The organism is Roseateles sp., assembly GCF_039595295.1.
Lineage (GTDB): Bacteria > Pseudomonadota > Gammaproteobacteria > Burkholderiales > Burkholderiaceae_C > Roseateles.
The window spans coordinates 47,814-74,723 of sequence record NZ_JBCNLU010000010.1 but is presented as its reverse complement, the minus strand read 5'-3'; the positions used below and the strand labels follow the sequence as shown (position 1 = coordinate 74,723).

Annotated in this window: 26 protein-coding genes; 14 read left to right on the top strand and 12 right to left on the bottom strand. The window is 68.4% G+C overall.

The window, feature by feature from the left end:
• Positions 1 to 615, bottom strand: coding sequence for a PilN domain-containing protein (locus tag ABDW59_RS10030; protein WP_343629590.1), 615 nt, complete (start codon positions 613 to 615; stop codon positions 1 to 3).
• Positions 612 to 1,691, bottom strand: coding sequence for a pilus assembly protein PilM (locus tag ABDW59_RS10025; protein WP_343629589.1), 1,080 nt, complete (start codon positions 1,689 to 1,691; stop codon positions 612 to 614). The genes ABDW59_RS10030 and ABDW59_RS10025 overlap by 4 nt, the downstream gene beginning before the upstream one ends.
• A gap of 478 nt (positions 1,692 to 2,169) precedes the next feature.
• On the opposite strand from ABDW59_RS10025, the gene ABDW59_RS10020 reads away from it, so the two are divergent.
• Complete coding sequence (locus tag ABDW59_RS10020; RefSeq protein WP_343629588.1) at positions 2,170 to 4,626, top strand: penicillin-binding protein 1A; 2,457 nt, start codon at positions 2,170 to 2,172, stop codon at positions 4,624 to 4,626.
• 27 nt (positions 4,627 to 4,653) lie between these two features.
• Here ABDW59_RS10020 and cyaY read toward each other — a convergent pair whose 3' ends face one another.
• Positions 4,654 to 4,986: an iron donor protein CyaY gene (gene cyaY, locus ABDW59_RS10015; RefSeq protein ID WP_343629586.1), complete on the bottom strand. Its 333-nt coding sequence runs from the start codon at positions 4,984 to 4,986 to the stop codon at positions 4,654 to 4,656.
• 51 nt (positions 4,987 to 5,037) lie between these two features.
• On the opposite strand from cyaY, the gene ABDW59_RS10010 reads away from it, so the two are divergent.
• Positions 5,038 to 5,250 (top strand): lipoprotein, encoded by a 213-nt coding sequence (locus ABDW59_RS10010; protein WP_343629585.1) that lies wholly within the window; start codon positions 5,038 to 5,040, stop codon positions 5,248 to 5,250.
• Positions 5,251 to 5,306: 56 nt separating this feature from the next.
• Here the strand turns inward: ABDW59_RS10010 and ABDW59_RS10005 are convergent, their stop codons facing one another.
• From ABDW59_RS10005 to ABDW59_RS09975, 7 genes are all read right to left on the bottom strand, one after another.
• Positions 5,307 to 6,374, bottom strand: a complete 1,068-nt coding sequence (locus tag ABDW59_RS10005) for an oligopeptide/dipeptide ABC transporter ATP-binding protein (RefSeq protein WP_343629583.1) — start codon at positions 6,372 to 6,374, stop codon at positions 5,307 to 5,309.
• The gene (locus ABDW59_RS10000; protein WP_343629582.1) at positions 6,371 to 7,381 is read right to left on the bottom strand and encodes an ABC transporter ATP-binding protein; all 1,011 of its coding nucleotides are present in this window, start codon (positions 7,379 to 7,381) and stop codon (positions 6,371 to 6,373) included. Before ABDW59_RS10000 ends, ABDW59_RS10005 begins: the two co-directional genes overlap by 4 nt.
• A 23-nt stretch (positions 7,382 to 7,404) precedes the next feature.
• The gene (locus ABDW59_RS09995; RefSeq protein ID WP_343629581.1) at positions 7,405 to 8,355 is read right to left on the bottom strand and encodes an ABC transporter permease; all 951 of its coding nucleotides are present in this window, start codon (positions 8,353 to 8,355) and stop codon (positions 7,405 to 7,407) included.
• Between the two features lie 93 nt (positions 8,356 to 8,448).
• The gene (locus tag ABDW59_RS09990) at positions 8,449 to 9,669 is read right to left on the bottom strand and encodes a M20 aminoacylase family protein (RefSeq protein WP_343629580.1); all 1,221 of its coding nucleotides are present in this window, start codon (positions 9,667 to 9,669) and stop codon (positions 8,449 to 8,451) included.
• 1 nt (position 9,670) lies between these two features.
• Positions 9,671 to 10,648, bottom strand: a complete 978-nt coding sequence (locus ABDW59_RS09985) for an ABC transporter permease (RefSeq protein WP_343629579.1) — start codon at positions 10,646 to 10,648, stop codon at positions 9,671 to 9,673.
• Between the two features lie 316 nt (positions 10,649 to 10,964).
• On the bottom strand, positions 10,965 to 12,026 hold the full coding sequence (locus ABDW59_RS09980; protein ID WP_343629577.1) for a porin: 1,062 nt from the start codon (positions 12,024 to 12,026) through the stop codon (positions 10,965 to 10,967).
• A gap of 380 nt (positions 12,027 to 12,406) precedes the next feature.
• Positions 12,407 to 13,429: a porin gene (locus ABDW59_RS09975; RefSeq protein WP_343629576.1), complete on the bottom strand. Its 1,023-nt coding sequence runs from the start codon at positions 13,427 to 13,429 to the stop codon at positions 12,407 to 12,409.
• Positions 13,430 to 13,704: 275 nt separating this feature from the next.
• Between ABDW59_RS09975 and coq7 the strand changes: the two genes are divergently transcribed.
• Positions 13,705 to 14,364 (top strand): 2-polyprenyl-3-methyl-6-methoxy-1,4-benzoquinone monooxygenase, encoded by a 660-nt coding sequence (coq7, locus tag ABDW59_RS09970; protein ID WP_343629575.1) that lies wholly within the window; start codon positions 13,705 to 13,707, stop codon positions 14,362 to 14,364.
• A gap of 42 nt (positions 14,365 to 14,406) precedes the next feature.
• On the opposite strand, the gene ABDW59_RS09965 is transcribed toward coq7, so the two are convergent.
• Positions 14,407 to 14,829: an OsmC family protein gene (locus ABDW59_RS09965; protein WP_343629574.1), complete on the bottom strand. Its 423-nt coding sequence runs from the start codon at positions 14,827 to 14,829 to the stop codon at positions 14,407 to 14,409.
• A 450-nt stretch (positions 14,830 to 15,279) separates the two neighbouring features.
• On the opposite strand from ABDW59_RS09965, the gene ilvA reads away from it, so the two are divergent.
• Positions 15,280 to 16,875 (top strand): threonine ammonia-lyase, biosynthetic, encoded by a 1,596-nt coding sequence (ilvA, locus tag ABDW59_RS09960; RefSeq protein WP_343629572.1) that lies wholly within the window; start codon positions 15,280 to 15,282, stop codon positions 16,873 to 16,875.
• Between the two features lie 147 nt (positions 16,876 to 17,022).
• Positions 17,023 to 18,156 (top strand): nicotinate-nucleotide--dimethylbenzimidazole phosphoribosyltransferase, encoded by a 1,134-nt coding sequence (locus ABDW59_RS09955; RefSeq protein WP_343629571.1) that lies wholly within the window; start codon positions 17,023 to 17,025, stop codon positions 18,154 to 18,156.
• Positions 18,157 to 18,188: 32 nt separating this feature from the next.
• On the opposite strand, the gene ABDW59_RS09950 is transcribed toward ABDW59_RS09955, so the two are convergent.
• Positions 18,189 to 18,821 carry a type II secretion system protein N gene (locus ABDW59_RS09950; protein ID WP_343629570.1) on the bottom strand — a complete coding sequence of 211 codons (633 nt, stop codon included), beginning with the start codon at positions 18,819 to 18,821 and terminating at the stop codon, positions 18,189 to 18,191.
• A gap of 60 nt (positions 18,822 to 18,881) precedes the next feature.
• Here ABDW59_RS09950 and gspG point away from each other — a divergent pair, with 60 nt between their 5' ends.
• The 9 genes from gspG to gspD all read left to right on the top strand — a co-directional run bounded on the left by gspG (position 18,882) and on the right by gspD (position 26,900).
• The gene (gspG, locus tag ABDW59_RS09945; protein WP_343629569.1) at positions 18,882 to 19,316 is read left to right on the top strand and encodes a type II secretion system major pseudopilin GspG; all 435 of its coding nucleotides are present in this window, start codon (positions 18,882 to 18,884) and stop codon (positions 19,314 to 19,316) included.
• Between the two features lie 56 nt (positions 19,317 to 19,372).
• Positions 19,373 to 19,879 carry a type II secretion system protein gene (locus ABDW59_RS09940; protein WP_343629568.1) on the top strand — a complete coding sequence of 169 codons (507 nt, stop codon included), beginning with the start codon at positions 19,373 to 19,375 and terminating at the stop codon, positions 19,877 to 19,879.
• Complete coding sequence (gene gspI / locus ABDW59_RS09935) at positions 19,876 to 20,259, top strand: type II secretion system minor pseudopilin GspI (RefSeq protein WP_343629567.1); 384 nt, start codon at positions 19,876 to 19,878, stop codon at positions 20,257 to 20,259. Before ABDW59_RS09940 ends, gspI begins: the two co-directional genes overlap by 4 nt.
• Positions 20,260 to 20,312: 53 nt before the next feature.
• Positions 20,313 to 20,987 carry a prepilin-type N-terminal cleavage/methylation domain-containing protein gene (locus tag ABDW59_RS09930; RefSeq protein ID WP_343629566.1) on the top strand — a complete coding sequence of 225 codons (675 nt, stop codon included), beginning with the start codon at positions 20,313 to 20,315 and terminating at the stop codon, positions 20,985 to 20,987.
• Positions 20,984 to 21,964, top strand: coding sequence for a type II secretion system minor pseudopilin GspK (gene gspK / locus ABDW59_RS09925; protein ID WP_343629565.1), 981 nt, complete (start codon positions 20,984 to 20,986; stop codon positions 21,962 to 21,964). Before ABDW59_RS09930 ends, gspK begins: the two co-directional genes overlap by 4 nt.
• Positions 21,965 to 22,055: 91 nt before the next feature.
• Complete coding sequence (gene gspL, locus ABDW59_RS09920) at positions 22,056 to 23,270, top strand: type II secretion system protein GspL (RefSeq protein ID WP_343629564.1); 1,215 nt, start codon at positions 22,056 to 22,058, stop codon at positions 23,268 to 23,270.
• Positions 23,267 to 23,761 carry a type II secretion system protein GspM gene (gspM, locus tag ABDW59_RS09915; protein ID WP_343629563.1) on the top strand — a complete coding sequence of 165 codons (495 nt, stop codon included), beginning with the start codon at positions 23,267 to 23,269 and terminating at the stop codon, positions 23,759 to 23,761. Before gspL ends, gspM begins: the two co-directional genes overlap by 4 nt.
• An 11-nt stretch (positions 23,762 to 23,772) precedes the next feature.
• On the top strand, positions 23,773 to 24,600 hold the full coding sequence (gspN, locus tag ABDW59_RS09910; RefSeq protein ID WP_343629562.1) for a type II secretion system protein N: 828 nt from the start codon (positions 23,773 to 23,775) through the stop codon (positions 24,598 to 24,600).
• Between the two features lie 2 nt (positions 24,601 to 24,602).
• Positions 24,603 to 26,900, top strand: coding sequence for a type II secretion system secretin GspD (gspD, locus tag ABDW59_RS09905; protein WP_343629559.1), 2,298 nt, complete (start codon positions 24,603 to 24,605; stop codon positions 26,898 to 26,900).
• Positions 26,901 to 26,910 lie beyond the last annotated feature (10 nt).

The following is a 26,910-nucleotide window of genomic DNA, read 5'->3' as shown; positions in this document are numbered from 1 at the left end:
TCACGACTTCTTCGCGGGCGGGGCGCCGGCGGGGCCGCTGGCAGCACCCGCGGCGGACTCGGGCGTCGCGCTCTTGATCGCCACCTTGATGGAGAAGTCGAACAGCCGGCGCGGGTCCTTGGGGTTGACCGCGGCGACCTTGATCTCGACCAGCTCGGGGTTCTCGACCCATTCGGCGTGGCTCAGGTTGCGCAGCATCTCCGACACGCGCTCGTTCGAGGCCGCGACGCCGTTGATCACCACCGCCTTGGCGGTCTGGCGCAGCGATTGCAGGAAGACGCCTTCAGGCGTGAAGCGGGCCAGCTCGTTGAGCAGATGCACCGGGGTGTTGCGGTCGCTCTGCAGGTCCTCGACCGCGCGCTGACGCGCGCGCAGCGCGTCGATCTCGGACCGCAGCGTGGCGATGTCCTTGATCTGCGTGTCGAGCTTGCCGATCTCCGCCTTGAGGAAGTCGTTGCGCTCGATCTGCGACGCGGTCATCTGCTGCAGCAGCAGATAGATGACGCCCGAGATCAGCAGACCCACGACGAAGGACATTCCCAAGCCGACGAAGTACGCGGCCTTGCGGCGCTTGCGTTTCTCCTCGCGGTGCGGGAGCAGGTTGATCAGAATCACTGAAAGAACCTCCGCATGGCCAGGCCGCAGGCAGTGAGATAGGCGGGGGCTTCACGGCGCAACTTGGACTCGCGCACCGCGGGCCCCAGCACCATGTTCTCGAACGGGTTGACCACCATGCACGCGAAGCCGGTCAGCTCCGTCACCCGCTCCTTGAGACCGGGCAGCGTGGCGGTGCCGCCGGCCAGCATCACGTAATGGACCTTGTGATGCGGGGTGCTGGTGAAGAAGTACTGCAGCGCCCGGCCGATCTCCTGCGAGAGCGAGTCGACGAAGGGGTTCAGCACCTGCGTGTCGTAGTCCTCGGGCATCTCGCCGCCCAGCTTCTTCTGCTCGGCTTCCTCGAACGAGAAGCCGTACTGGCGCGAGATCAGCTGCGTCAGCTGCGAGCCGCCGAAGGCCTGATCGCGGTCGTACAGCATCTCGTCGTCGCGCAGCACCTTCAGCGAGGTCGTGTCGGCGCCGATCTCGAACAGCGCGACCAGCGCGTCCTTGCCCTCGTTGGGGAGGGTCTCGACCAGCCGGCCCACCGCCATGCGGGAAGCATGCGATTCGATGTCCAGCACCACCGGCTTGAGGCCCGCGGCCTCGGCCAGCGCCTGACGGTCCTGCACGCGGTCCTTGCGCGACGCGGCGATCAGCACCTCGACGTCGCCGACCGAGGTCGGGCTCGGGCCGATGACGCAGAAGTCCAGCGAGACTTCGTCCAGCGAGAAGGGGATGTATTGGTTGGCTTCGGCCTCGACCTGCAGCTCGAGCTCTTCCTCGCGCAGGCCGGCGGGCAGCATGATCTTCTTGGTGATCACGGCCGATTGCGGCATGGCCAGCGCGGCCTGCCGCGTGCGGCTGCCGCTTCGGGTGACCACGCGGCGGACGGCGTCCGCGACCTCGTCGAATTTCTCGATCTGGCCGTCGGTAATCCAGCCTTTTTCGAAAGGCTCGGTGGCGAAACGTTCCAGGACGTATTCGCCGCTCGAGTTTTGGCTCAACTCCACAAGCTTGACGCTGGACGACGAGATGTCCAGGCCAATCATGGGTGGATGCGCGCGCCCGCGCAGAACGTCCAACAGCCCCATGATGCGTTCCCCCAACGCGCCGCTCTGCGCCGGTTTGTTAATAAGTTACTTGAATGCTATCAGCAAAGCCTTTGTCGCCCCAAGGGAAACCGGTCACAGCACGTAACGCGGCGTTGCGTAACATACACGCCACCTACGGGCGGTAATGCCACGCCAAAAGGCCTCTGAACACACCCCAAAGCAGGGCAGTTTCCCCCGGGATATCCCCCCGGATTCGGTCGTCTACCGCCCGAATTCCAGTTGTTTTCCGCCTTTCCGGGGAGGCTCGCCATTCGGGTTTCCCCAAATAAGTCGGCCACCTTTTCGGGGACTGAAGGCTTTGCCTCGATCGCGTGGAAAGCGTCCGTAACCGCCCGCGGGACGCGGCCACGGCGGCGGCTTGTCGGCTTCCTATAATCGCCGCTCGCGGCCGGAATCGTCACCCGTACAGGCCCTGATAGGGGGCGGCCGGGCACGCAAGATTGCACACATCTGGCCCATGCCCTCGAAGAAACCTCCCGCCGAGCCCTCCGAACCCTCTTTCGACGCCCCGTCCGGCAACGGCTCCGGCGGCTCAGGCGGCTCGCCCGACGCCAAGCGCGGCAAGTCCGGCAAGTCCAAGAAGACCAAGCAGGCAGGCCCGCGGAGCCACTGGTTCGTCCGCGCGCTGGGCTGGCTCTTCGGCCTGGCGCTGGCCGGCGCGGGCGCGGTGGTGCTGCTGGTCGGCATGGCGCTGGCGATGGCCTATCCGCAGCTGCCCGACATCAGCGGCCTGACCGACTACCGGCCCAAGCTCCCGTTGCGCGTGCTGTCCAGCGAGGGTCAGCTGCTGGCCGAGTACGGCGAGGAACGCCGCAGCTACTCCGACATCCGCGAGATCCCCAAGGTGATGCAGGACGCGATCCTGGCCATCGAGGACGCCCGCTTCTATCAGCACGGCGGCGTGGACTACCTGGGCGTGATCCGCGCCGGCCTGGCCAACTTCGGCGAGGCCAAGAGCCAGGGAGCGTCGACGATCACCATGCAGGTGGCGCGCAACTTCTATCTCTCGACCGAGAAGACCTTCACCCGCAAGATCTACGAGATCCTGCTGGCGCTGAAGATCGAGCGCGCCCTCCCGAAGGAGAAGATCCTCGAGATCTACATGAACCAGATCTTCCTGGGTCACCGCGCCTACGGCTTCGCCGCCGCCAGCGAGGTCTACTTCGGCAAGCCGCTCAAGGACATCACGATCGCCGAGGCGGCCATGCTGGCGGGTCTGCCGAAAGCCCCGTCGGCCTACAACCCGATCAACAACCCGCGCCGCGCGACGCTGCGTCAGCAGTACATCATCGACCGCATGCTGGAGATGGGCTTCATCTCCCCCGAGCAACACGCCGCCGCCAAGGCCGAGAAGCTGCGGGTGCGCCCGCCGCAGGAGGCGGCCAGCCATGCCGAGTTCGTCGCGGAACTCGCGCGCCAGCTGATCTTCAGCCAGTACGGGGACGAGGCCTACACCCGCGGCCTGAACGTCTACCTGACCCTGCATGCCGATGAGCAGGAGCGCGCCTATCGCGCGCTGCGCCGCGGGATCATGGATTACGAGCGCCGCCAGGTGTATCGCGGTCCCGAGGCCTACGTGGACCTGCCGGCCGACCCCAAGGAGCTCGACACCCGCGTGGCGGAGGCGCTCTCGGACCATCCCGCCAACGACGAGTTGCTGGCCGCCGTGGTGCTGGAGGCCGATCCGAAGAAGGTGGTCGCGGCGCTGCAGAGCGGCGAGTCGGTGACCATCACCGGCGAGGGCCTCAAGCCGGCGACGTCCGGCCTCTCCGAGAAGGGCAATCCCAAGACGCGCGTGCGCCGCGGCGCGGTGATCCGGGTGATCAAGCTGGTCCGCAACAACAAGGAAGAGTGGACCATCACGCAGCTGCCGGAGGTTGAGGGCGCGATGGTGGCGCTGAGCCCGAAGGACGGCAGCGTGCGGGCGCTGGTGGGCGGCTTCGACTACAACAAGAACAAGTTCAACCATGTGACCCAGGCCTGGCGCCAGCCGGGCTCGAGCTTCAAGCCTTTCATCTACTCGGCGGCGCTGGAGAAGGGATTCAACGGCGCGACCATCGTCAACGACGGCCCGCTGTTCTTCGACGCGACGACCACCGGCAGCCAGCCCTGGGAGCCCAAGAACTACGACGGCAAGTTCGAGGGCCCGATGCCGCTGCGCAAGGCGCTGGCCAAGTCCAAGAACATGGTGTCGATCCGGGTGCTGCAGTCCATCGGCGTGCGCTACGGCCAGGAGTGGGTGACGCGCTTCGGCTTCGACGCGGACAAGCATCCGGCCTATCTGACGATGGCGTTGGGCGCCGGTTCAGTGACGCCGATGCAGATGGCGCAGGCCTACTCCGTCTTCGCCAACGGCGGCTATCGGGTGGCGCCGCAGCTGGTGCAGCGGATCACCGATCACTCGGGTCGGCTGCTCTATCAGCAGCAGCCCAAGCCCTTCGATGAAGCGCAGCGCGCGATCGAGCCGCGCAACGCCTTCCTGATGGACAGCCTGCTGCAGGAAGTGGCCCGCAGCGGCACGGCGGCGCGCACGCAGGCAATGCTCAAGCGGCCCGACATCTACGGCAAGACCGGCACGACCAACGACTCGATGGATGCGTGGTTCGCGGGCTTCCAGCCGGAGCTGGTGTCGATCGTGTGGATCGGCTACGACCAGCCGCGCAAGCTGGGAGACCGGGAGACCGGAGGCGGCTTGGCGCTGCCGGTGTGGGTGGAGTTCATGCAGTACGCGCTGCGCAACACGCCGGTGCAGGAGATCCAGCCGCCCGAGGGCGTGATCAACGTCAGCGGCGAGTGGTTCTACGACGAGTACTCGGGGAACAACGGCGTCAAGGCGCTGAGCAACGACGAGCACATGCCGGCGACGGGGACCGAGGAAGAGAAGAAGAGCATCCTGGATCTCTTCAAGCGGTAGAAAAGGTGCTGGTCGGGGAGAGGGTCTTCAACCCTCGCTGATCACCAGCGCCTTCGCCCCGTGATGCGAAACTTCTTCCGACAGCCGAGCAAAGAACTCCTTGCCATCCTTGGTATCCACCCACCGCCCCTGGCTGAACTTGAAGTGATACCCACCCCGCCGCGACGCGAGCCACAGCTCATGCAGCGGCGGCTGCGTGTTCACGACGATCTTGCTGCGATCCGGAAACTCCAGTTCCAGCAGCCCGCCGGTGCGATGCTGGTCCACGTCAATCACGTCCTCGTCCAGCCAGGCGTCGATTTGCTTCTCGATGCTGGCCAGCACGGCATCGGTGCGGGCGTCGTAGTCGGCGTCGGTCAAGGGCGTCGGGATCATGTGCAGACAGGGGCGGACTCGCTAGACTGCGAGCCCATGAAGAACGTGAAGACGCGAAGTGTAGGCGCAGCCCCCGTCCCGACCGGCCGGCGCGGCGCCAAGGCCATGACGGGCCTGATGTTGTGCGCCGTGCTGGCGCTGACCGCCTGCGGTCAGAAGCGCCCGCTGCAGTTGCCGCAGAAGGCCAAGACGACGCAATCCGCGACAGCGCCGGCCAGCGCCTCGAGCGCCGCCAGCGCCGCCTATTGATCGTCGCCAGCTGATCTCTGCGAGGCCCCCGATCACCGATCGGCGCCCTCCCCGCCTCAGATCCGCCCTTCCTCCACCGCGTGGCAGGCCACGCGGATCCCCACGCCCTTGAGTTCCAGCAGCGCCGGCCGCTCGGCGCTGCAGCGCGCGTTCGCATGCGGGCAGCGCGGATGGAAGCTGCAGCCGCTGGGCGGGTTCAGCGGATTGGGCACCTCGCCCTGCACCGGCGTGCGCGAACGCCCCGTCATGTGGATGTCGGGAATCGCGTCGAGCAGCATGCGCGTGTAGGGATGCCGCGGCGTCGCGAACAGCGCGCGCTTGTCGGCCTGCTCCACCAGCCGCCCCAGGTACATCACCCCCACCTGATCCGCCACATGCCGCACCACCGCGAGGTTGTGCGAGATGAACAGATAGGTCAGCCCCTGCCGGCGCTGCAGGTCCTTCATGATGTTGAGCACCTGGGCCTGCACCGACACATCCAGCGCCGAAGTCGGCTCGTCGCAGACCAGGAACTCGGGCTGCGTCGCCAGCGCACGCGCGATCGAGATGCGCTGACGCTGACCGCCGGAGAACTGGTGCGGGAATTTCTCCGCATCCGCCGGCGACAGCCCCACCGACTGCAGCAGCTCCCCGACCCGGCGCTTGAGCTCGCCCGCGTCGCTCACCAGCGCGTGCTCGCGCAGCGGCTCGGCAACGATGTCCTGCACCTTCCAGCGCGGATTCAGGCTCGCATACGGATCCTGGAAGATCATCTGCATGCGCCGCCGCAACGCCTGAGCGCCGGGACCCTTCAGCGTCGCCGCGATGTCCGCGCCGTCGATGCGCACGTCGCCGCGCGTGGGCTCGTAGAGGCCGACCAGCAGCCGTGCCACCGTGCTCTTGCCGCAGCCGGACTCGCCGACCAGCGCCAGCGTGCGCCCCTTCTCGATGCTGAAGCTCACGCCGTCCACCGCATGGACGAACTGCTTGGGCTTGCGCTCGACGACGCGGTTCAGCCACGGGGCCGACACGTCGAAGATCTTGACCAGATCGCGCACCTCGACCAGGGCCGTGCCGGCTACGCTGGTCGCACCGGTCCCGCGTTCGACCTCGCTCGCACCCGTCTTCTCGCTCAGCACCGTCATGCGACGTCTCCCTGCAGGGCGGCTTGAACGCCTCGTTCGGCGGCGCCGGCATGCAGCCAACAGGCCGCTTCGGTCGCGGGCGCCTTCATCAACTCGGGCCGCTCCACATGGCAGCGGTCGAAGACCTTGGGGCAGCGCGGATGGAAGGCGCAGCCCGAGGGAATCGCGTTCAGCCGCGGCATCGAGCCGTCGATCTGCACCAGACGCTCGCGGTCCTCGTCCATCGCGGGAATCGAGCCCATCAGACCGGAGGTGTAAGGATGGCCGGGGCGATGGATCACCTCCTGCACCGGGCCGATCTCCGCGACGCGGCCCGCATACATCACCGCGACGCGATCGCAGGTCTCCGCGATCACGCCCATGTCGTGCGTGACCAGCATCACCGCCGCCCCCTGCTCGCGGCAGACGCGCTTGAGCAAGGCAATGATCTGCGCCTGGATGGACACGTCCAGCGCGGTGGTCGGCTCGTCCGCGACGATGAGCTTGGGATCCGCCGCCAGCGCCAGCGCGATCACCACGCGCTGTCGCATGCCGCCGGAGAACTGGTGCGGGTACTGGTCCACGCGCGCCTCGGGCGCGGGGATGCCGGTCGCGGCCAGCAGCTCGATGGCGCGGGCGCGCGCCTGCTTGGGACTCAGGCCGAGGTGGGTGGTGATGGTCTCCACCAGCTGGCGGCCCACCGTGTAGAGCGGGTTCAGCGAGGTCAGCGGATCCTGGAAGATCGCGCCGATCTGGCGGCCTCGGATGCGGCGCATCTGATCGGGCGGCAGGTTGTCGATGCGGCGGCCTTCGAGCAGGATCTCGCCGCCGGCGATGCGGCCGGGCGGTTCGAGCAGACCGATGATGGCCGCGCCGGTCAGCGACTTGCCGGCGCCGGATTCGCCGACGACACCCAGCACCTCGCCGGGTGCGATGTCGAAAGAGATGTCGTCCAGCGCCAGCAGCGTGCCGCGGCGGGTCGGGAATTCCACGCGCAGGCGGCGGACTTCGAGCAGGGGGGCGGTCATGGATTCGTCCTCAACAAGCGCGCTCAGCGCAGACGCGGATTGAGCGCATCGCGCAGCCAGTCGCCCAGCAGGTTCACGGACAGCGCGATCAGCACCAGCATCACGCTGGGCCAGATGGTGATCCACCATTCGCCGGAGAACAGGAAGTCGTTGCCGATGCGGATCAGCGTGCCCAGCGAGGGGCTGGTGGGCGGCACCCCCACGCCGAGGAAGGACAGCGTGGCCTCGGTCAGGATGGCCGACGCGACCTGCAGCGTGGCCAGCACCATCACCGGGCCGGTGACGTTGGGCAGCACATGGCGCCACATGATGGCCAGCGGCTTGACGCCGATGACGCGGGCGGCCTGCACATATTCCTTGTGGCGCTCGACCATGGTGGAGCCGCGCACCGTGCGCGCGTACTGCACCCATCCCGTCAGCGAGATGGCCAGGATCAGCACCGCGAAGGCCAGCGTGTCGTGCGCGTTCTGGAACACGGCACGACCGATGCCGTCGATCAGCAGCGCGATCAGGATGGACGGGAAGGACAGCATCACGTCGCAGATGCGCATGATGAAGGCGTCCACCTTGCCGCCGACGAAGCCGGCGAGCAGCCCCAGGCCCACGCCGATCAGCATCGACAGGATCACCGAGGCCACGCCTACCAGCAGCGAGATGCGAGCCCCGTACATGATCGCGGACAGCAGGTCGCGCCCCTGGTCGTCGGTGCCCAGCAGGTACTTGGTCGAGCCGCCGTCGATCCAGGCCGGCGGCAGGCGCGAGTCCATCAGCTCCAGCGCGGCCAGATCGAAGGGATCGTGCGGCGCGATCCAGGTCGCGAAGAGCGCGCAGACAAGGCAGACCAACGCGACGAAGGCCGCGATCATCGCCAGCGGCGAACGGGTGAAGGAATGCCAGACGTCGCCGTCCAGGAAGCGCCGCAGCGCGCCCGGCGCCTTCTGGCCGGGGGTTGCGGTCGGTGCGGGGGAACTCATGCGGGGGATTCTCCGGTCGGGCTCATGCGGCTGTCTGAAGAGATGGCGATGGCAGGGGCTGGATCGAGGGGGGCGCCGATCGACGCGTCGGCATCAATGCGGGGCCAAGGGCAGCCCCTGCTCGACCAGCGCCGCGAAGAGCGCCGAACCCAGCGGCAGCACCTCGTCGTTGAAGTCGTAGCGCGGCTGATGCAAGCCGCAAGGACCGCCCTGCCCCAGGCGCAGATAGGCGCCCGGACGCGCCTGCAGCATGAAGGCGAAGTCCTCGGAGCCCATGCTGGGCGGCAGCTTGTCGTCGACGTTCTCCGCGCCGACCAGCCATTGCGACACCCGCACCGCGAAGTCCGCCTCGGCGGCGCTGTTGATGGTCGCGGGATACAGGCGCTGGTAGTCGACCTTGGCGCTGGCGCCGAAGCCCAGCGCGACCGACTCGACCAGGCGCGTCATGCGCTCCTCGAGCAGCTGCTGCACCTCGGGCTTGAAGCTGCGCACCGTGCCGGTGAGCTGCGCGAGCTCGGGGATCACGCTGAACGCGCTGGGCTCGCCGGCCTGCATCGAGCACAGGCTCACCACCGCCTGGTCGATGGGCGCGATGTTGCGCGACACCAGGCTCTGCACGGCGGTGATCACATGGCCGGCGATCAGCACCGGGTCGACGCTCAGGTGCGGATGCGCGCCATGACCGCCACGGCCCTGGATGCTGATCTGTACACGGTCCGCCGCGGCCATCATCGCGCCGCGATTCAGCCCGATCTTGCCCGGCGGCAGGTGCGGCCAGTTGTGCATCGCGTAGATGGACTCGACCGGGAAGCGCTCGAACAAGCCGTCGGCGATCATCTCGCGCGCGCCGCCGTAGCCCTCCTCGCCCGGCTGGAACACGAGCACCGCGGTGCCCGCGAAACGCCGCGTCTGCGCCAGGTAGCGCGCCGTGCCGACCAGCATCGCGCAGTGGCCGTCATGGCCGCAGGCATGCATCAGGCCGGGGGTCGACGAGCGCCAGGCGAAGTCGTTCTGCTCGCGCAGGGGAAGCGCGTCCATGTCGGCGCGCAGGCCGATCAGACGCCGTGGCGTGCCGGGCGTGGCCTGCCCGTGGATGAGCGCGACGACGCCGGTGCGGCCCATGCCCTGATGGATTTCGTCGACGCCGCAGGCCTTGAGCGCCTGCACGATGCGGGCGGCGGTGCGGTGCTCCTCGAAGCCGAGTTCCGGCATCGCGTGCAGCTCGCGCCGCAGGGCCACGAGCTCGCCGCGGGCGTCGAAGAGCCGCTGATAGGTGCCGCTCGCGGCCGTGCTGACGACGGGAGGCGCGCTCATGTCAATGCGCCCCACCGCGCACGCGCAGACGGGGATCGACGGCGAAGTACAGCAGGTCCACCACGAGGTTGATCACGACGAAGATCAGCGAGATCAGGCAGAGGTAGGCCGCCATCACCGGGATGTCGGCGAACTGGACTGCCTGGATGAACAGCAGGCCCATGCCGGGCCATTGAAACACGGTCTCGGTGATGATCGCAAAGGCAATCAGCGATCCCAGCTGCAGGCCGGTGATGGTGATCACCGGCACCAGGGTGTTCTTCAGCGCATGGCCGAAGTAGATGGTGCGGTCGGTCAGGCCGCGGGCGCGGGCGAACTTGATGTAGTCGGCGCGCAGGACCTCCAGCATTTCCGCGCGGACGATGCGCATGATCAGCGTCAGCTGGTAGACCGCCAGCGTCGTCGCCGGCAGCAGCAGGTGGCGCAGTCCGTCGGCGGTGAGCAGGCCCGTGCTCCATTCGCCCAGCATGACGACGTCCCCGCGGCCGTAGCTCGGCAGCCAGGCCAGTTGCACCGCGAAGAGCAGGATCAGCAGGATGCCGATCAGGAAGGTCGGCAGCGCCACGCCCAGCAGCGACAGCGTCATCAGGATCTGCGAGCCGATGGAGCCCCGCCGCAGCGCCGCGTAGACGCCCAGCGGAATGCCGAAGACCAGCGCGATCAGGGCCGCGACCGCGGAGAGTTCCAAGGTTGCGGGGAAGCGCTCGGCAATCAGCGCGGAGACCTTGCGTCCCTGCTTCAGGCTCACGCCGAACTCGCCCTGCGCGGCGTTGCCGGCGAAGTGCGCGAACTGCACGATGAAGGACTGGTCCAGGCCCAGGTCCTTGCGCAGTTGCTCGCGCTGCTCGGGCGTCGCGTCTTGGCCGAGCAGGTTGTTGACCGGGTCGCCGACATACTGGAACAGCATGAAGGCGATGAAAGCCACCGTCAGCATGACGATGACGGCCTGCGCCAGGCGGCGAAGAATGAAAACCAGCATGAAAGAGGGCCCTCCGGCGGCGGACCGGGCTCGTGGCCCTGGCACGACCTGACCCCGGGGGCTGGACGCTTCTGAAGCGAGCATCATCCGGGACGTGAACGCCCCGGGCAAGTGGGGTAGCCCTTAACGCGGAGGCAACATCGCTTCGCCTCGCTCTGAAGCGCGCTTCGAAGGAAGCGAGGATGAGGCAAGGACGACGCGAAGAAGAGACGGTGCACAGGCGCCGGAAACGAAGAAGCCGCCCGAAGGCGGCTTGGGGGTTTGCAGGAGCTCCGGGCCGCAGCCCGGTATCAGGCCGGCGCGAGCGCCGCCAAGATCAGAAGCGGTGACGCAGGCCGACCATCGAGCCGCCACGGTTGGTGGCGCCGTTGGAGAAGGCCACCGCACCCTTGTGCTTGGTGTAGTCCAGCTCGATGTAGGCGTCGGTGCGCTTGGAGAAGGCGTAGTCCGCCACCACCGCGAAGTAGTGACCCTTGCTCTTGGTGTTGGCCAGCGCGGCGCTGTAATGGGTCTGGGTCGCGTACCAGTAGTGACCACCGATGTTCCACTGCGGCGTCATCTGGTAGGTCAGGCCGGCGGAGATCATGTCGCGCTTCTTGACGTCGTTCGCGGCGGCGTTGAGCACGTTGCCCAGCAGACCGGCTGTGTAGGCGGCGCCCAGCAGACCCCCCTGGTCGAACTTGTTCGAGGCCCAGGACAGGTTCACGTACAGCGGACCGTCGGTGTAGGCGCCACCGGCGGTGTAGCCCTTGACCTTCTTGCCCAGCGTGTCCTCGACTTGCAGGAACGCGCCGCCCAGCGAGAACGCGCCTTGCGCATAGCGCAGCAGACCGCCGTAGGACTTGTTCTGCGAGTTGCCTTCGCCGGCGGAGACCTGCAGCTCACCGCGGATCGGGCCGGTCTCGAACAGGTACTTGACCATGTTGTCCTGGCGCGCGCCCATGGACAGGCCGATCTCGGGCTTGTAGGCCTCGATGTAGGGCGAGTACTTGAACGAGGCGTAGGTCGACGTGTAAATGTCGAACAGGATGTTGTACTGGCGGCCCAGCGTGATGCGACCGAAGTCGGCCGACTGGATACCGACCCAGGACTGGCGCCAGAAGTCGGCGGCAGCAGCGGTGCCGGTGTCGGAGTTCAGGCGGTGTTCCAGGTTGGCGATGGCCTTCAGGCCGCCACCCAGATCCTCGGTCACGTTGATGCCGAGACGGCTTTGAGACATGCCACCGGGAACGACCGTCTTCTTGGACGAGCCGACGGCGGCGTTCGTGGTCGCGCGCAGACCCACGTCCATGATGCCGTACAGCTGCACGGTCGACTGAGCCCAAGCGGCGCTCGTGCTTGCTGCCAGGATGCCCAGAGCCAAGGCGGCTTTCTTCATGTGAATGTCTCCTTTGTTTGATGTTTGGTCGCCGTGATCGATTCTGAGCGAAGGCCAGGGAAGGAGACGCTTTGTGTTGCACATCGCCCACGCGAGCTAACCCTGTCATGTCCGTGAAGACCCGACAGAGGGAAAACCCGCGATCACTATCAACAAAATCAACAACAGTGCGTTGCGACGACAGTGGTGAATCACTGAGCGCAACACCTGACCCTGATCGGCCTCCCGGCCTCGGGGGAAACGCGAATGGGGCGGGGACGCCCCGTCTGGGTGCGGTCGGTCGCACACCGCCCACTGGATCGAGATCAAAAAAGACGGACGAAAAAAAGCCGCCCCGAAGGGCGGCTTTCGATACGCGGAGCGCGTGGATCCGTGGGGGATCAGAAGCTGTGCTTGATACCAACGTCCAGGCCGCCCGACTTGCCACCGCGAGCAGCGGCGACAGCGTTCGTTTGCACGCGGAACGCGGCCAGACCGTCGTTCTTGATGTACGAAGCGGTCGTGTACAGCGAGGTGCGCTTCGACAGGTTGTGCTGGTAGCCGATGGTGAAGAACTTGGCGTCGCCAGCGGTGTTGGCAGCCAGGTCAGCCGTGTTGTTCGTGCTGGCCTTGCTGAACTGAGCGGTCACCGAGCCGGCGGCCGTCACAGGCACCACACCACCGATGGTGTAGATGTTTTGCTTCAGCGAACCGAACTTCAGTTGCGACAGCAGGGCGCTGACCTTCACAACCTTGAAGTCGTAGCTGCCGCCCAGGGACAGCTGCTTGAACTTCGAGCCCTTGGCGTCGGTGGTCTGGTAGCCAGCCGCGACGTTCAGGTCGTCGATCTTGTAGCCCAGACGGCCACCGTAGGACTTCTTGCCGTCCACGCCTTCGCCAGCGGCGACGTCGAACGAGCCGTAGACACCGCCCAGATCGCTCGGCAGGAAGTACTGGACCAGGTTGTCGGCACGGTTGATGGTGTCGATGCCGCTGTTCAGCGTCGTGTACACGCGGGTCACGTCGCCCAGACCGGTGGTGCTGTAGACGTCGAAGTCGTCCACGACCAGGCGGGTCGAGGTCTTGCCGCGGCCCAGACGGACTTCACCGAAGTCGCCCATCAGGCTCACGGAAGCGCGACGGTTCCAGAAGCGGGTGCCGTCACCGGAGCCGCCGTTGTCAGCCGACAGGGCGCTTTCCAGCCAGAAGCCGGCCTTCAGGCCACCGCCCAGGTCTTCCACGCCACGGACGCCGATACGGCTGGAGCTGCTGCCGTCGTTCGACAGTTGCTTGGTGTCCTGGCCGTTGGCCTTGGTGTAACGGGCAGCCACGTCGATCACGCCGAACAGCGTGACGGACGATTGAGCGGAAGCGGCACCAGCGAAACCAGCCAGCACAGCCAGCGCGACGAGAGATTTCTTCATTAGAGACTCCTAGATCTTCAATGAGGTTGCGGATACGTCCGCAAACCAAGCTCCTGCAATGAAGCTGTGGCGTATTGCAACAGGTCCGATCCCGCCTGACCAGCAAGCACCCCGTAAAAGTCCTGATTTCGTTGGATCGAAGCAACGCGTATGAGGTTAAAAACTTGTGTCATCACGCATTCGCACAATGGGCCAGCCGCCTGAGTCCAACGGCTTGACGCGAGACTCCTAAACTCAATGGAATCGACTCGCAAAGCCTCGTCAAGCGCTCTTATATGAATGCCCAGACCCAGCGCCCGGCACGCACCCTGACCCGCGTGGATGCGTGGATATCCACACTCGACCACAGCCTGCGAACGCTGGCGGGTGTTGCCGGGATGGCACGCCCTGTCCCCTCGGCGCCGGCGGCGGACGATCCACTGGACGAACAACAGCGCCGGCTGTCCGCCTCGCTGATGCGGGTGAATCACGTCGGGGAGATCTGCGCCCAGGCGCTCTACCGGGCCCAGGCGCTGACCACGCGCGACGACGCGCTGAGGGAGCACCTCGAGCACGCCGCCCAGGAAGAGATTGACCACCTCGCCTGGACCGCCCAGCGCCTGCGCGAGCTCAACGACCGGCCCAGCCTGCTCAATCCGCTCTGGTACGGCGGCGCCTTCGCGATCGGCACGGTCGCCGGGCTGGTGGGCGACAAGGTCAGTCTGGGCTTCGTCGTCGAGACCGAGCGCCAGGTGGAGACACACCTCGCCAGTCACCTGGAACGTCTGCCGGAGGGGGATCGCAGCTCGCGGGCCATCGTCGCTCAGATGAAGGAAGAGGAAGCCCGCCACGCGGAGGACGCGCGCTCCCGCGGCGCGGTGGAACTTCCGGCTCCGGTGAAGGGCCTGATGCGGCTGGCGGCCCGGGTCATGACCCGCACCGCCCACCATATATAGAGAGCGACCACCGACGGGCCGACTGCCCGCCGTATCAGGCGTTCAGCCCTCGACGATCTCGACCGAGGTCGTGATCTGCGCCGTTTCCGACAGCATGATGCTGGCCGAGCAGTACTTCTCGTGCGACAGCGCCACCGCCCGTTCGACGGCGGTCTGGGGCAAGCCCTTGCCCGTCACGACGAAGTGCATGTGGATCTTGGTGAACACCTTCGGATCGACCGGAGCTCGCTCGGCGGTCAGCTTGACCTGGCATCCGCGCACGTCGTGACGGCCACGCTCAAGAATCATCACCACGTCGAAAGCCGTGCAGCCGCCAGTGCCGACGAGCACCATTTCCATTGGCCGCGGCGCCAGATTGCGTCCGCCCGACTCCGGTGCGCCATCCATGTTGACCATGTGGCCGGACCCGGTGATGGCCACGAAGCTCTTCGTGTCCCGGCCCATCCAGTCGATCGTGCATTCCATCGTGATTCCTTCGGGCCAGTCTGGCCCCGTTTTTCTTGCCCTTGGCCGGATGGCCGGTGCACTCTGGCGGTGATTTTGCGCATTTAGAGGCCCGACTCCAACGACGGGGACCCAAAAAATATTGCAGCGCAGCATGGACCGCCCTAGAATTCTAGGCATGCGATAGCGCTATCCCTCTCTGTAGGGTCTGCATCGCGCCGATTGTCTCCTCCACCGCCTCCATGGTGGATTCAGCCCGAGGCCACAAGCCTCGGGCTTTTTTTCGTCCCGAGCCGGCGACAACGGTCCCCAACGCCGCGCATGGCCCGCCATCGCAAGCGTCGCTCCTCGAATGACGAACGCGCGTGCGCACCGTGGCCGCGCCATCCCGGCCGCCTCGGACACCCGCCCCGTATCATGGAACCGACCAGGGCCCCGCATTCGCGCGAGGCCGGATTCGGAGGGAATTCCATGGCCGGCACCCGCCGCGCACCGCGCAAGACCACTTCGCCGCGCCCTTCGGCGCGTTCTTCGGCGCATCCCGCGCTATTGCCGGCAGATCAGAGTTATCTGCAACGAATTCTTAACGCCAAGGTCTACGAGGTCGCGCAGGAAACCTCCCTGGACCCCGCCCGCAATCTCTCCAAGCGCATCGGCAATAAGGTCTGGCTCAAACGCGAGGACCAGCAGCCGGTATTCAGCTTCAAACTGCGCGGCGCCTATAACAAGATGGCGAATCTGAGCGCCGCGCAACTCGCCCGCGGGGTGATTTGCGCGTCCGCCGGAAACCACGCCCAGGGTGTCGCCCTGTCGGCCAAGAAACTCGGTTGCCGCGCCGTCATCGTGATGCCGACGACCACGCCCAAGGTCAAGATCGACGCCGTCCAGGCGCTGGGTGGCGAAGTCGTGCTGTCCGGCGAGTCCTTCACCGATGCCTACGACCATGCACTGGTGCTGGAACGCGAGCAGGGCCTGAGCTTCGTCCATCCCTTCGACGACCCGGACGTGATCGCCGGCCAGGGCACCATCGCGATGGAGCTGCTGCGCCAGCACCCCGGGCCGATCGACGCGATCTTCGTCGCCATCGGCGGCGGCGGCCTGATCTCCGGCGTCGCGGCCTACATCAAGGCCGTCCGCCCGGAGATCAAGATCATCGGCGTTCAGACCCGGGACTCGGACGCGATGGTCCGCTCGGTGCGGGCCGGCAAGCGCGTGACCCTGAGCGACGTCGGCCTGTTCTCGGACGGCACGGCGGTCAAGCTCGTCGGCGAGGAGACCTTCCGCATCTGCCGCGAGCTGGTCGACGATTACGTACTGGTCGACACCGACGCCGTCTGCGCCGCGATCAAGGACGTGTTCGTCGATACGCGCAGCATCCTGGAGCCGGCCGGCGGCCTGGGCGTCGCGGCGGTCAAGCAGTACGCGGCGGAGCATGGTCTGAAGGGCCAGACCTTCATCGCCATCACCTGCGGCGCCAACATGAACTTCGACCGCCTGCGTTTCGTCGCCGAGCGCGCCGAGGTCGGCGAGCAGCGCGAAGCCCTGTTCGCCGTCACCATCCCCGAGGAGCGCGGTAGCTTCCGCCGCTTCTGCGAGCTGGTCGGCGGCCGCAGCGTGACCGAGTTCAACTACCGCATCTCCGACCGCGAGGAGGCCCACGTCTTTGTCGGCGTGTCCATCGCCAAGCGGGACGAGGCGGAAAGGCTCGCCCGCAGCTTCGAGAAGCACCGCTTCCCCACGGTGGATCTGACCGACGACGAACTGGCCAAGCAGCACGTCCGGCACATGGTCGGAGGCCGTACCGAGCTGGCGGAGAACGAACGCCTGTTCCGCTTCATCTTCCCGGAGCGCCCGGGCGCGCTGATGCGATTCCTGTCCAGCATGAGCCCAGACTGGAACATCAGCCTCTTCCATTACCGCAACCAGGGCGCGGACTACGGGCGCATCCTCGTCGGCGTGCAGGTGCCCAAGGGTGACGGCAAGGCCTTCAAGACCTTCCTGGACCAGCTGAATTACCCGTACACGGAAGAGACGGACAACCCGGTCTACCGCTTGTTCCTGCGCTGAGGTTCACCCGGCCCGTTCTCGCGGGCGCGGGCGGGACCGCGTTACAGCTCGACACCAACACCTGCCCCAGGGACGAGGGGCAGACAGCGCGCGCCGGGGCAATTGCCGATGGCCGTCCCGCGGCGCGGGCCGAGAATGGCGCTCCCCATGTCCATCCATCAGTCCCTCATCTCGCCGACCGCCAACCCGGAGCTGGAGCGCGCCCTGCGCCAGCGCCTGGAGCGGCGCTGCGCGATCGCGGGCCGTTTGGGCGAACTGGAGCCGCTGGCGATCCGCCTGGGCCTGATCCAGAACACGCAGACCCCCAGGTTCCGCGACCCGACGCTGGTGCTGTTCGCCGCCGATCACGGACTGGCGGTCGACGGCATCGCCCTGCCCAACGGACGCAGCACCCGGGAGCAAGCCCTGCTCGCGCTGCAGCACCGGCTTCCCGCGACCGTGTTCGCGCGCGGACAGGGCATGCATGTGACCGTCGTCGATTGCGGCATCGCCGAGCCGCTCAGCCCGCAACAGCGGCTGCTGGCGCGCAAGATTGCGCATGGCACGCGCAACTCGCGCGCGGGCCCGGCCATGACGCTGGAGCAAGCCCATGCCGGCGTGCGTGTCGGCATGGAGATCTCCGACAACCTGGCCGGCAACGTGATCGCCTGCGCCGGGCTGGGCCAGGGCTCGTTGGAGGCTTCGGCGCTGGTGCTGTCACGCCTGATGGACATGCCGGTACAGGACTTCGTCGTCTCCGGCCCCGACATGCCGCACACCGACTTGTCTCACCTGATGCTGGTGCTGCAGGGCGCGCAGGCCCGGCATCGCGAGGTGCAAGAGCCGATGGCCGTGCTGGCCGCGTTCGGCGGATTCGAACTGGCGGTGATGGTCGGCGCGATGCTGGTGGCCGCGTCCAAGCGGCAGCTCGTCCTGGTCGACGGGCTGGCCGCCTGCGCCGCGCTGAAGGTGGCGTCCATGATCGCGCCCCCCGTCACCGACTACGCGGTGTTCTGCCGCAGCACCACGCATCGCGGATTGGACGAGGCGCTCGCCCTCTTCCACGCGGCGGCACTGCTGGAGCTGGGCATGGAATGCGGGGATGGGACGGGCGCCACGCTGGCCTGGCCGCTGATCCAATGCGCCGCAGCGCTGCTGACGGAGGTCCAGGAGATTCCCGACGGTCCGGTGCACAGCCGCCCGTCCGACCTGCGCGAGGCTGGCCCCGCCAGTGCGTCCTCGACGAACCCCGGCGCGTTGAATTCCGGCCCGGGCCGAAGCGGCTTCGGCTCCAAGTACTGATCCCGGACCGGGCGCTGAGCCCGGCGCGGGCCTCACTTCATCGGATTCGTGCTGCCGTCGCCCGGCGCTTGAGGGAGGGAGCCGCCGACGGCTGTCGGCACATTCATGTGATCGCTGCCCGGCGCCATCTGAGGGGGGCCGCCGTTGTAGCTGCCCTGAGGGGGAGTGATGGGGCCGCCCATGAGACCGCCCGGACCGCCCTGGCCCATGCCGGGCGCGCCGCCCGGACCGCCCGTCGGCATGCCCGAAGCGCCAGGTGCCAGGCTCAGCCGCACCGACACCGCACCGTCCGAGCCCAGCCCGACGTCGCGCCGGTTGATCTCGATCAATTTCAGATCGCCGTCGACGACCTGCCCGATGCGCACGGATTTCGCAAGCGCGCCGGACACCGCGATCAGCGCGACGCCCTCGCCACGATGCTGCCCGGCCGTCGTCGGAGCGACCACGCCCAGCAGCTGATAGCGTGAAGAGGTGTTCTCGACCTGCGCCGCTGGTGCCTGCGCGCTGGCAAACAACCGAGTCCAGTCAGCGGGTGCGGAATCGGTCGTCGCGGCCCGCGGATGCGCGGGGGCTTGCGGCCCCTTCGCGAGCAGTGTCAGCGCCCAATACGCGAGGCTGGCCGCGAGCAGCGCCCAGACGACGAAGCTTAACCATCGTGCATGCATCCGGCGATTATGATGCAGCGCGATGGGCCGCCGAGGGTGGCTCCGCCAGGATCCCACACCATGCGCCGGACTCATTTCTCCAGCCGCGCCCAGCGCGGTTTCACGCTGATCGAACTGATCGTCGCCATCACCATCGTCGCGGTCATGGGCGCCGTCGTCGTTCCGGCGGTGATGAACCACGTGTCCGAGGCGCGCCGCACCGCCGCACGCTCCGACGTGAACACGCTGATGCAGGCGCTCAAGCTTTACAAGATGGACAACGGGCGCTACCCGACCGCCGAGCAAGGCCTGGCCGCGCTGGTCAACAAGCCCACCAGCGGCCCTGCCCCGGCCAACTGGAAGGTCTACGTCGAGAAGCTGCCCCTGGATCCGTGGAAGAACCCCTACCAATACGACAACCCCGGCCTGAAGGGCGAGGTCGACGTCTACAGCCTGGGCGCCGACGGCAAGCCCGGCGGTGAAGGCAGCGACGCCGACATCGGCTCCTGGGAATAAGCCCCGGCCACCGCGCCCGCTCGCCCCTTCCGCTCCGACCGATCCTGGACCCCGCCGTGCGCGCGCCGTCTTCAGGCCGTCGACGCGAGCGCCCCCGCGTTCGCGCGCGGCGCGGCTTCACGCTGATCGAGCTGATCGTGGCGATCACCATCGTCGCGATCGCCAGCACCGTGGTCGCGCTCTCGATCCGTGACCGCGCCGACACCGAACTCGAGCGCGAGGCCCTGCATCTGGCCGCGGTGCTCGAGACCGCCCGGGCCGAGGCCCGCGCCGCCTCGCTGGATGTGCGCTGGGTTCCCGACACGAACGCCGACGGCGGCCGCTACCGCGTGACCGGCTTGCCGCCGGCGCTGCTCAAGCGGCTCGGGTTGGAAGCGCCGTGGCTGGGCGACACGCCCATCGTCGAGATCCATGGCGATCGGGCCAACGGCCGCAGCGTGAGGCTGGGGCCGGAGCCGTTGATCGGCGCGCAGCGCGTGACGCTGATCCGCGGGGATCACCGCATCAGCCTGGCCACGGACGGGCTTCGTCCCTTCGCCATCGTGAAGGGCGCGGCGCCATGAAGGCCGGTCTGAAGCGAGCCCCTCGTCGAGACGCCGGTTTCACCTTGATCGAGGTGCTGGTCGCGCTGACCATCGTCGCGCTGTGCCTGGCCGCCGGACTGCGCGCCGCCGGGGCGATGACCTCCAATGCCGACCGGCTGTCCACCAACGCGCTCGCGCAGTGGTGCGCCGAGAACGAGCTCACCGAGATGCGCCTGACCAAGCTCTTCCCCGGCGTGGGCGAGACCAGCTTCAGCTGCACCCAGCTGGGCCGCAACTTCAGCGGCCGCATGACCGTGCAAGGCACGCCCAACCCGAACTTCCGCCGCGTCGAAACCCAGGTCTTCGACGAGGATCAGCGTCCGCTGTTGACGCTCGCCACCATCGTGGGGCGCTACTGATGCGCGCCGGATTCTTCGCGCGGCGCCGGATGCGGCGCCCGATCGAACGTCCCATGGGCCGCGCCCTGCGCCGCGCGCCCCGGCGCGGCTCGGCCGGCTTCACGCTGATCGAGGTGATCGTCGCGCTGGTGCTGATGGGCGTGATGACGGTGATGGCCTGGCGCGCGGTGTCCGCGCTGACCGGCAGCCGCGAACACAACGAAGCCGCGATGGACCGCGCCGAGACCCTGCAGACGCTGATGCGCCAGTGGGAGCTGGATCTGCGCGAGGTGCAGGACAGCACGCTGGTGCCGGCCCTGTCCTTCGACGGCGCGACGCTGCGCCTGACCCGCCGCCGCGAGACCGGTCTGCAGCTCATCAGCTGGCAGCTGCGCGAGGGCCGGCTCAGCCGCTGGGAATCGACGCCGGCCACGGGTCGCGAGGCGCTGCAGGAGGCGTGGTTCCGCAGCCAGCAGCTCAGCGCCGAGGAACTCCGCGCCCTGCCCGGCCTGAACGGCATCGCCGGCTGGCAGATGTACTTCTTCCGCGGCAACGGCTGGAGCAACGCCCAGTCCAGCGACGACGTGGCCCAGAGCCCGTCGGGTTCAGCCTCCGACGCGACCGGTCAACGGGCGGCCCAGCGCCGCCTCGTGCCGACCGGCGTGCGGATGCGACTGCAGTTCGCCGATGACAGCGGCTATCGCGGCGAGCTGATCCGCGAAGTCCCGGTAGAGAGCACCGGCTCATGACGCGCGCTCCGCTTCGCTTACCGGCCAAGCAGCCTGTCGCCCGCCACCGCGACCGAGAGCGCGGCGCGGCGCTGCTCACCGCGCTGCTGATCGTCGTGCTGGTGACGACGCTGGCCGCCGCGATGCTGTGGCGCCAGGCGCGCAGCATCCAGATCGAGGGCGCCGACCGCGGCCGCTCACAGGCGGACTGGGTGCTGCAAGGCGCACTGGACTATGCGCGGCTGATCCTGCGCGAGGACGCCCGCGCCAACCAGAAGGACAACGTCGACCACCTGGGCGAGGTCTGGGCGGTGCCGCTGGCCGAGGCCCGGCTGTCCAGTTTCCTGTCCAGCGACGACAACCATGCCGCCGACGCCGGCCCCGACGCCTTCCTGTCCGGCTACATCGAGGACGCGCAGGCCCGCTACAACCTGCGCAATCTGGTCGCCGGCTCGCCGGTGGAGCTGCGCACCGCGCAGCGCATCTTCCAGGCGGCGGGTCTGCCCACCGGCCTGGCCGCACAGGTGCAGACCTCGCTGCGCGAGGCCGGCAACGCCGCGAGCGCGCCGCAGGGCGACCTGCCCCTGATGCCCGCGCGTCTGGACCAGCTGCGCTGGCTGGGCCTGACCGAGGATCAGATCGAGCGCCTGCGGCCGCTGGCGGTGATGCTGCCGGTGGTCACGCCGATCAACGTCAACACCGCATCGCGCGAGGTGCTGGCGGCCGTGTTCGAGGGCATGGACCTGGGCAGCGCCGACCGCATCGTGCGTGCCCGCCAGAGCAAGCCGCTGCGCACCATCGACGAACTCAAGTCCTATACCCCGCAAGGCCTGGAGATCACCGCCGATCGCAGCGCCTTCACCAGTTCGTTCTTCTTCGTCGAGGGCCAGTTGCGCCTGGACGACCGCGTGCTCCGGCAGCGCTCACTGATCCAGCGGCGCGGCCTGGACATGGTGATCCTGGATCGCCAGCGGCTGCAGCAGCAGGCCGACCGATGACCAAGGTCAGCCCCATCGCCCCGACCAAGGGCTTTTTCGGAGACGTTCGCGTCCGTTCCGTCATGGAAGCCCTCCTAGAATCCGCGTTCTCATGAGTATCCTGCTCATCCTGCTGCCCGCCGCCGTTCCCACGGCCGCCGGCACGCCGCAAGACTACGAATACTGGTTCAGCCAAGACGCGCAAGCGCCGGCCCACGCCCGTGGCCACGGCGAGCGCGCGCCGCTGTCCGCGATGCCCAGCGCCGACCGCGTGATGGCGCTGATCGGCGACGACCAGATCAGCTGGCTCCCGGCGCAGCTGCCCAAGGTCAAGGGCGCCAAGCTGCGGGGCGCGGTCGTCGGCGTCATGGAAGAGCACTTGCTCGATGACGCCGAACGCCTGCACCTCGCGCTGTTGGAGCGCCCGGATGACGCCTCCTCGTCCCACTGGGTCGCCGTCACCGCGCGCGAGCCGCTGCGGGCGCATCTGCAAGCCTTCGAGGCCGCCGGTCTGCTGGTGGAGGCGCTGCTGCCGCTCTCCTGGCCGCAGACCACGCCGGGCGGTCATGTGCATGCCGGCAGCGACGACCATCCGCGCCTGCGCGCCTGGCGCGCCGACGGGGTGGCGACGCTGCCGCTGGACAGCGGCGGCCTGCGCCAATGGCTGGGCGAGGACTGGATTGCCAACGCCGCCGTCACCGCCAGCCCCGCCGCCGCGGCCGCCGCCGAGCAATGGCTGGGCCGCCCGGTGCAGGTGCTCAGCGACACCGAACGCGCCTGGGCGGCGCGTCAGGCCCCCATCAATCTGCTGCAGTTCGACCTGACTCCCCGTCAACGCGGCTGGCAACGCGTGCATCGCGCCTGGCAGACGCTGCAGGCGCCCGCTTGGCGGCCCGTCCGCTGGGGCGTGATCGGCCTGGTCTTGGTGCAGGTCATCGGTCTGAACGCGATGGCCTGGCAGCAAGGCCGCGCGGTCGACGCCCGCAAGGCCGAGCAGGAAGCCCTGCTGCGCCAGACCTTCCCGCAGGTACGCGTGATCCGCGACGCCCGTGCCCAAATGGTCCGCGAGACCGAGGCGCTGCGCGGCGGCGCCGGTCAGGTCGGCCCGGGCGATCTGGAGGACCTGCTGACGGCCGCCGCCCGCGCCTGGCCGGCCGGCGAGGCGCCCGTGCCTGGCCTGCGCTTCGAGCCGGGCCGTCTGCGACTGACCGGACTGACCCCGCCGCAGCGCACGCAACTGCGCGACCGGCTGGCCCAGGACGCTTCCCTGCGCGTGACCGAGGACGGTGACGCGCTCCAACTCAGCCTGCGACCCGACGCCCGATGAACAGCTTCACGACGATGCGCCGCGACCTCCAGGCCCGCTGGCAGGCGGCCGCGCCGCGCGAGCGCCTGATCGCCCGCGTGACCGCGGCGCTGGTCGGCCTGCTGCTGCTGTGGGCGGTGGCGCTGGCGCCCGCCTGGAGCACGCTGCGCCGCGCGCCCGGCGAGATCGACCGGCTCGACCGCGAACTCCAGCAGATGCAGGCGATGGCCCAGCAGACGCAGGCGCTGAAGCAGGCGGTGCCGGTGTCGGCCGAGCAGTCGGCGACCGCGTTGCGCGCCGCCACGGCGCGCCTGGGCCCGGCGGCGGACTTGACCATCGCCGGCACCCAGGCCCAGGTGCGCCTGCGCGGCGTGCCCGGCGCGGCGCTCGCCGCCTTCCTCGGCGAAGCGCGTCAGGGCGCCCGCGCCCGCGTGCAGGAAGCCGAGCTGACGACCGGTCAGAACGGCTACACCGGCAAGCTGACCTTGCTGATGCCGGCGGCGGCGAACTGAGCACCCCATCCATGGCGCGTCCGCTTCCGAACACCGATTCCCCCGCCGCCATCCGTGCGCGCCGCTGGGCCGTGGGCGGCACGGTGCTGGGCCTGGCCGTGGCCGTCTTCGCCTGGGCGCCGGCCGCCTGGCTGGCGTCGACCTGTGCGGCCATGACCCATGAACGGCTGCTGCTGGCCGACGCGCGCGGCAGCGTCTGGAACGGCAGCGCGCGCGTGATCCTCAGCCCCGGCGCCGGCGGCAAGGACGCCAGCGAACTCCCCGAGCGCCTGGGCTGGAAGCTGCGGCCCGCCTGGGTCGATGGCGGCCTGGGCCTCCGATTGACGCTGGACCAGTCCTGCTGCGTCGCGCCGGACAGCCCGCTGACACTGCGTCTGGGCACCAGCCGCATGACGCTGCGCCTGCCTGACGCCACGCCCGAGCGCCCCTGGATCCGCTGGCCCGCGAGCTGGCTGGCCGGCCTGGGCACGCCGTGGAACACGGTCGCGCCGGACGGCCTGCTGGCCTTCAGCGCGCAGGGCTTCGTCGTCGACGCCCAGGACAAGACCGTCAAGGTGCGGGGCATCGCGCAGGTGGAACTGCGCGATTTCTCCTCGCGCCTGTCGCAGCTGTCCCCACTGGGCAGCTATCGCATGAATCTGATCGGCGGCGCGGAGCCGCAGCTGATGCTCAGGACCGACCAAGGTCCCTTGCAGTTGAGCGGCCAGGGTCACCTGGGCGCGCGGCCGCAGTTCCGGGGCGAGGCCACGCCGGCCCCCGGCAGCGAGGCCGCCTTGGCCAATTTGTTGAACATCATCGGGCGCCGCGAGGGAGCGCGCTCGATCATCTCGGTGGGATGAGCATGAACAAGCACTCGATGCGCCCGACGGCGCTGGCTCTGGCGATCAGCGTGATCGCCTCCAGCCTGCCGCTGCAGGCCGGCGCGCAGACCGGCCAGGTGAACCGCCGCGCGCCCGCCGTGCGGCCCAGCACGCCGGTGACGCTGAACTTCGTCAACACCGACATCGAGGCTGTCACCCGCGCCATGTCCGCCGCGATGGGCAAGCCCATCCTGGTCGACCCGCGCGTCAAGGGCACGATGACCCTGACCGCCGAGCAGCCCGTCCCGGTGCAGGAGGCCTACCTCAGCTATCTGGCCACGCTGCGCGGCATGGGCTTCGCGATGGTGGAGGCCAACGGCCTGCTCAAGCTGGTGCCCGAGGCCGAGGCCAAGCTGCAGACCGGCAACGTCACGGTCGCGGGCGAGGGCCGGGCCCGCGGCGACCAGGTGGTGACGCAGATCTTCAAGCTCAGCCACGAGAACGCCAACAACCTGGTGGCGGTGCTGCGTCCGCTGATCACGCCCAACAACACGATCAACGCCAACCCGGGCAACAACAGCCTGGTCATCACCGATTACGCCGACAACCTGCAGCGCCTGTCGCGCATCGTGTCCGCGCTGGATCAGCCGTCCAACACCGACATCGAGGTGATCCCGCTGCGCAACGCGGTGGCCTCGGACATCGTCCAGCTGGTGCAGCGCCTGTCCGAAGGCGGCGGCTCCACGCCCGGTGTCCCGGTCGCGCAGGGCGCGGCCGGCGGCAGCGGCAACGTGATGGCCGATCCGCGCAGCAACTCGCTGATCGTGCGCGCCTCCAACCCGGCCAAGCTGATGCAGCTGCGCGCCATGATCGCCAAGCTGGACCAGCCCGGCATCGACGCGGCCACCGGCAACATCCGCGTGATCTATCTGAAGAACTCGGACGCGGTGCGCCTGGCCACCGTGCTGCGCGCGGCCTTCACCAACGCCAGCGCCACCGGCTCGGGCAGCGGCCAGGGCGGCAGCGCCGGCAGTACCGGCAACTTCGCCAGCGCGCAGACCGGCAGCGGCGGCAACAGCAGCGGCAGCGGCTTCGCGGGCAACAGCAGCTCCTTCGGCGGCGGCAGCACCGGCAGCGGCTCGGGCAGCAGCGGTGGCTCCGGCGGCAACGCGTCCACCCAGGTCAGCCAGACCGCGCAGGTCAACACGGGCGGTTTCGTGCAGGCCGATCCGGCGACCAACTCGCTGATCATCACCGCGCCCGAGCCCATGTACCGCCAGATCCGCGCCGTGGTCGAGCAGCTCGACACCCGCCGCGCACAGGTCTATGTCGAGGCCCTGGTGGTCAAGGTCGACGCCAGCAAGCTGGGCGAGTTCGGCGTGCAGTTCACGCAGCTGTTCGGGAACAAGGGCGACTCGACGGTGTCGGGCTTCGGCACCAACTTCGGCACCGGCTACAGCAACATCCTGAACCTGAGCGCCGCGACCGCGACGGGCACCACCGGCGTGGGCACCGCCCTGGCCTCGGGCCAGGTCCCCGCCGGCCTGAACCTGGGCTTCCTGAAGAAGATCGGCAGCGTCTACACGCTCGGCGCCGTGGCCAACGCGCTGGGCCAGATCGCCGGCACCAACGTGCTGTCCACGCCCTCGCTGGTCGTGCAGGACAACGAAGAGGCCGACCTGCTGATCGGCAGCAACGTGCCCGTGCTGACCGGCAACACGACGACGACCTCGGGCAGTACCACCAGTCCCTTCCAGACCTTCGAGCGCCGCGACGTCGGTCTGCGCCTGAAGGTCCGCACGCAGGTCGGCGAGAACGGCACCGTGCGACTGAAGGTCTATCAGGAGAACTCCAGCGTGGTGGCCACGGTCAACTCCGCGACGCAGGGTCCGACCTTCGACAAGAGCGCGGTGGAGACCTCGGTCACGCTGGAGGACGGTCAGGTGCTGGTGCTGGGCGGCCTGCTCAAGGACGAGTACACCGACAGCGAGGACAAGGTCCCCGGCCTGGGCGACATTCCGCTGCTGGGCAATCTGTTCAAGAGCCAGAGCCGCAAGCGGGTGAAATCCAACCTGATGATCTTCCTGCGCCCGGTGGTGCTGCGCACGCCGGAGAACGCGGCCGCGCTGTCGATGGACCGCTACGACGCGATCCGCGCCTATCAGCAGGACGCGCAGCCCAAGTCCAACCTGGTGCTGCCCGACACCGGCGGCCCGCTGCTGCCGGAAAAGCCGGCCTCGGCGCCCGGCGTCCTCACGCCCAACCAGCTGCCGCTGCCGGTGAATCCGGCGGCCTCGTCGCCGTCCGGCGCGGCGCCGGGCTCGACGCCCACGCGCTGAGCGGCGCAGG

What these genes read in the sequence shown, in the direction of transcription:
- ABDW59_RS10025 (WP_343629589.1), bottom strand. Translation starts at nt 1,691, where the DNA reads ATGGGGCTGTTGGACGTTCTGCGCGGGCGCGCGCATCCACCCATGATT.
- ABDW59_RS10020 (WP_343629588.1), top strand. Translation starts at nt 2,170, where the DNA reads ATGCCCTCGAAGAAACCTCCCGCCGAGCCCTCCGAACCCTCTTTCGAC.
- ABDW59_RS10010 (WP_343629585.1), top strand. Translation starts at nt 5,038, where the DNA reads ATGAAGAACGTGAAGACGCGAAGTGTAGGCGCAGCCCCCGTCCCGACC.
- ABDW59_RS10005 (WP_343629583.1), bottom strand. Translation starts at nt 6,374, where the DNA reads ATGACGGTGCTGAGCGAGAAGACGGGTGCGAGCGAGGTCGAACGCGGG.
- ABDW59_RS10000 (WP_343629582.1), bottom strand. Translation starts at nt 7,381, where the DNA reads ATGACCGCCCCCCTGCTCGAAGTCCGCCGCCTGCGCGTGGAATTCCCG.
- ABDW59_RS09995 (WP_343629581.1), bottom strand. Translation starts at nt 8,355, where the DNA reads ATGAGTTCCCCCGCACCGACCGCAACCCCCGGCCAGAAGGCGCCGGGC.
- ABDW59_RS09990 (WP_343629580.1), bottom strand. Translation starts at nt 9,669, where the DNA reads ATGAGCGCGCCTCCCGTCGTCAGCACGGCCGCGAGCGGCACCTATCAG.
- ABDW59_RS09985 (WP_343629579.1), bottom strand. Translation starts at nt 10,648, where the DNA reads ATGCTGGTTTTCATTCTTCGCCGCCTGGCGCAGGCCGTCATCGTCATG.
- ABDW59_RS09980 (WP_343629577.1), bottom strand. Translation starts at nt 12,026, where the DNA reads ATGAAGAAAGCCGCCTTGGCTCTGGGCATCCTGGCAGCAAGCACGAGC.
- ABDW59_RS09975 (WP_343629576.1), bottom strand. Translation starts at nt 13,429, where the DNA reads ATGAAGAAATCTCTCGTCGCGCTGGCTGTGCTGGCTGGTTTCGCTGGT.
- coq7 (WP_343629575.1), top strand. Translation starts at nt 13,705, where the DNA reads ATGAATGCCCAGACCCAGCGCCCGGCACGCACCCTGACCCGCGTGGAT.
- ABDW59_RS09965 (WP_343629574.1), bottom strand. Translation starts at nt 14,829, where the DNA reads ATGGAATGCACGATCGACTGGATGGGCCGGGACACGAAGAGCTTCGTG.
- ilvA (WP_343629572.1), top strand. Translation starts at nt 15,280, where the DNA reads ATGGCCGGCACCCGCCGCGCACCGCGCAAGACCACTTCGCCGCGCCCT.
- ABDW59_RS09955 (WP_343629571.1), top strand. Translation starts at nt 17,023, where the DNA reads ATGTCCATCCATCAGTCCCTCATCTCGCCGACCGCCAACCCGGAGCTG.
- ABDW59_RS09950 (WP_343629570.1), bottom strand. Translation starts at nt 18,821, where the DNA reads ATGCATGCACGATGGTTAAGCTTCGTCGTCTGGGCGCTGCTCGCGGCC.
- gspG (WP_343629569.1), top strand. Translation starts at nt 18,882, where the DNA reads ATGCGCCGGACTCATTTCTCCAGCCGCGCCCAGCGCGGTTTCACGCTG.
- gspI (WP_343629567.1), top strand. Translation starts at nt 19,876, where the DNA reads ATGAAGGCCGGTCTGAAGCGAGCCCCTCGTCGAGACGCCGGTTTCACC.
- ABDW59_RS09930 (WP_343629566.1), top strand. Translation starts at nt 20,313, where the DNA reads ATGGGCCGCGCCCTGCGCCGCGCGCCCCGGCGCGGCTCGGCCGGCTTC.
- gspK (WP_343629565.1), top strand. Translation starts at nt 20,984, where the DNA reads ATGACGCGCGCTCCGCTTCGCTTACCGGCCAAGCAGCCTGTCGCCCGC.
- gspL (WP_343629564.1), top strand. Translation starts at nt 22,056, where the DNA reads ATGAGTATCCTGCTCATCCTGCTGCCCGCCGCCGTTCCCACGGCCGCC.
- gspM (WP_343629563.1), top strand. Translation starts at nt 23,267, where the DNA reads ATGAACAGCTTCACGACGATGCGCCGCGACCTCCAGGCCCGCTGGCAG.
- gspN (WP_343629562.1), top strand. Translation starts at nt 23,773, where the DNA reads ATGGCGCGTCCGCTTCCGAACACCGATTCCCCCGCCGCCATCCGTGCG.
- gspD (WP_343629559.1), top strand. Translation starts at nt 24,603, where the DNA reads ATGAACAAGCACTCGATGCGCCCGACGGCGCTGGCTCTGGCGATCAGC.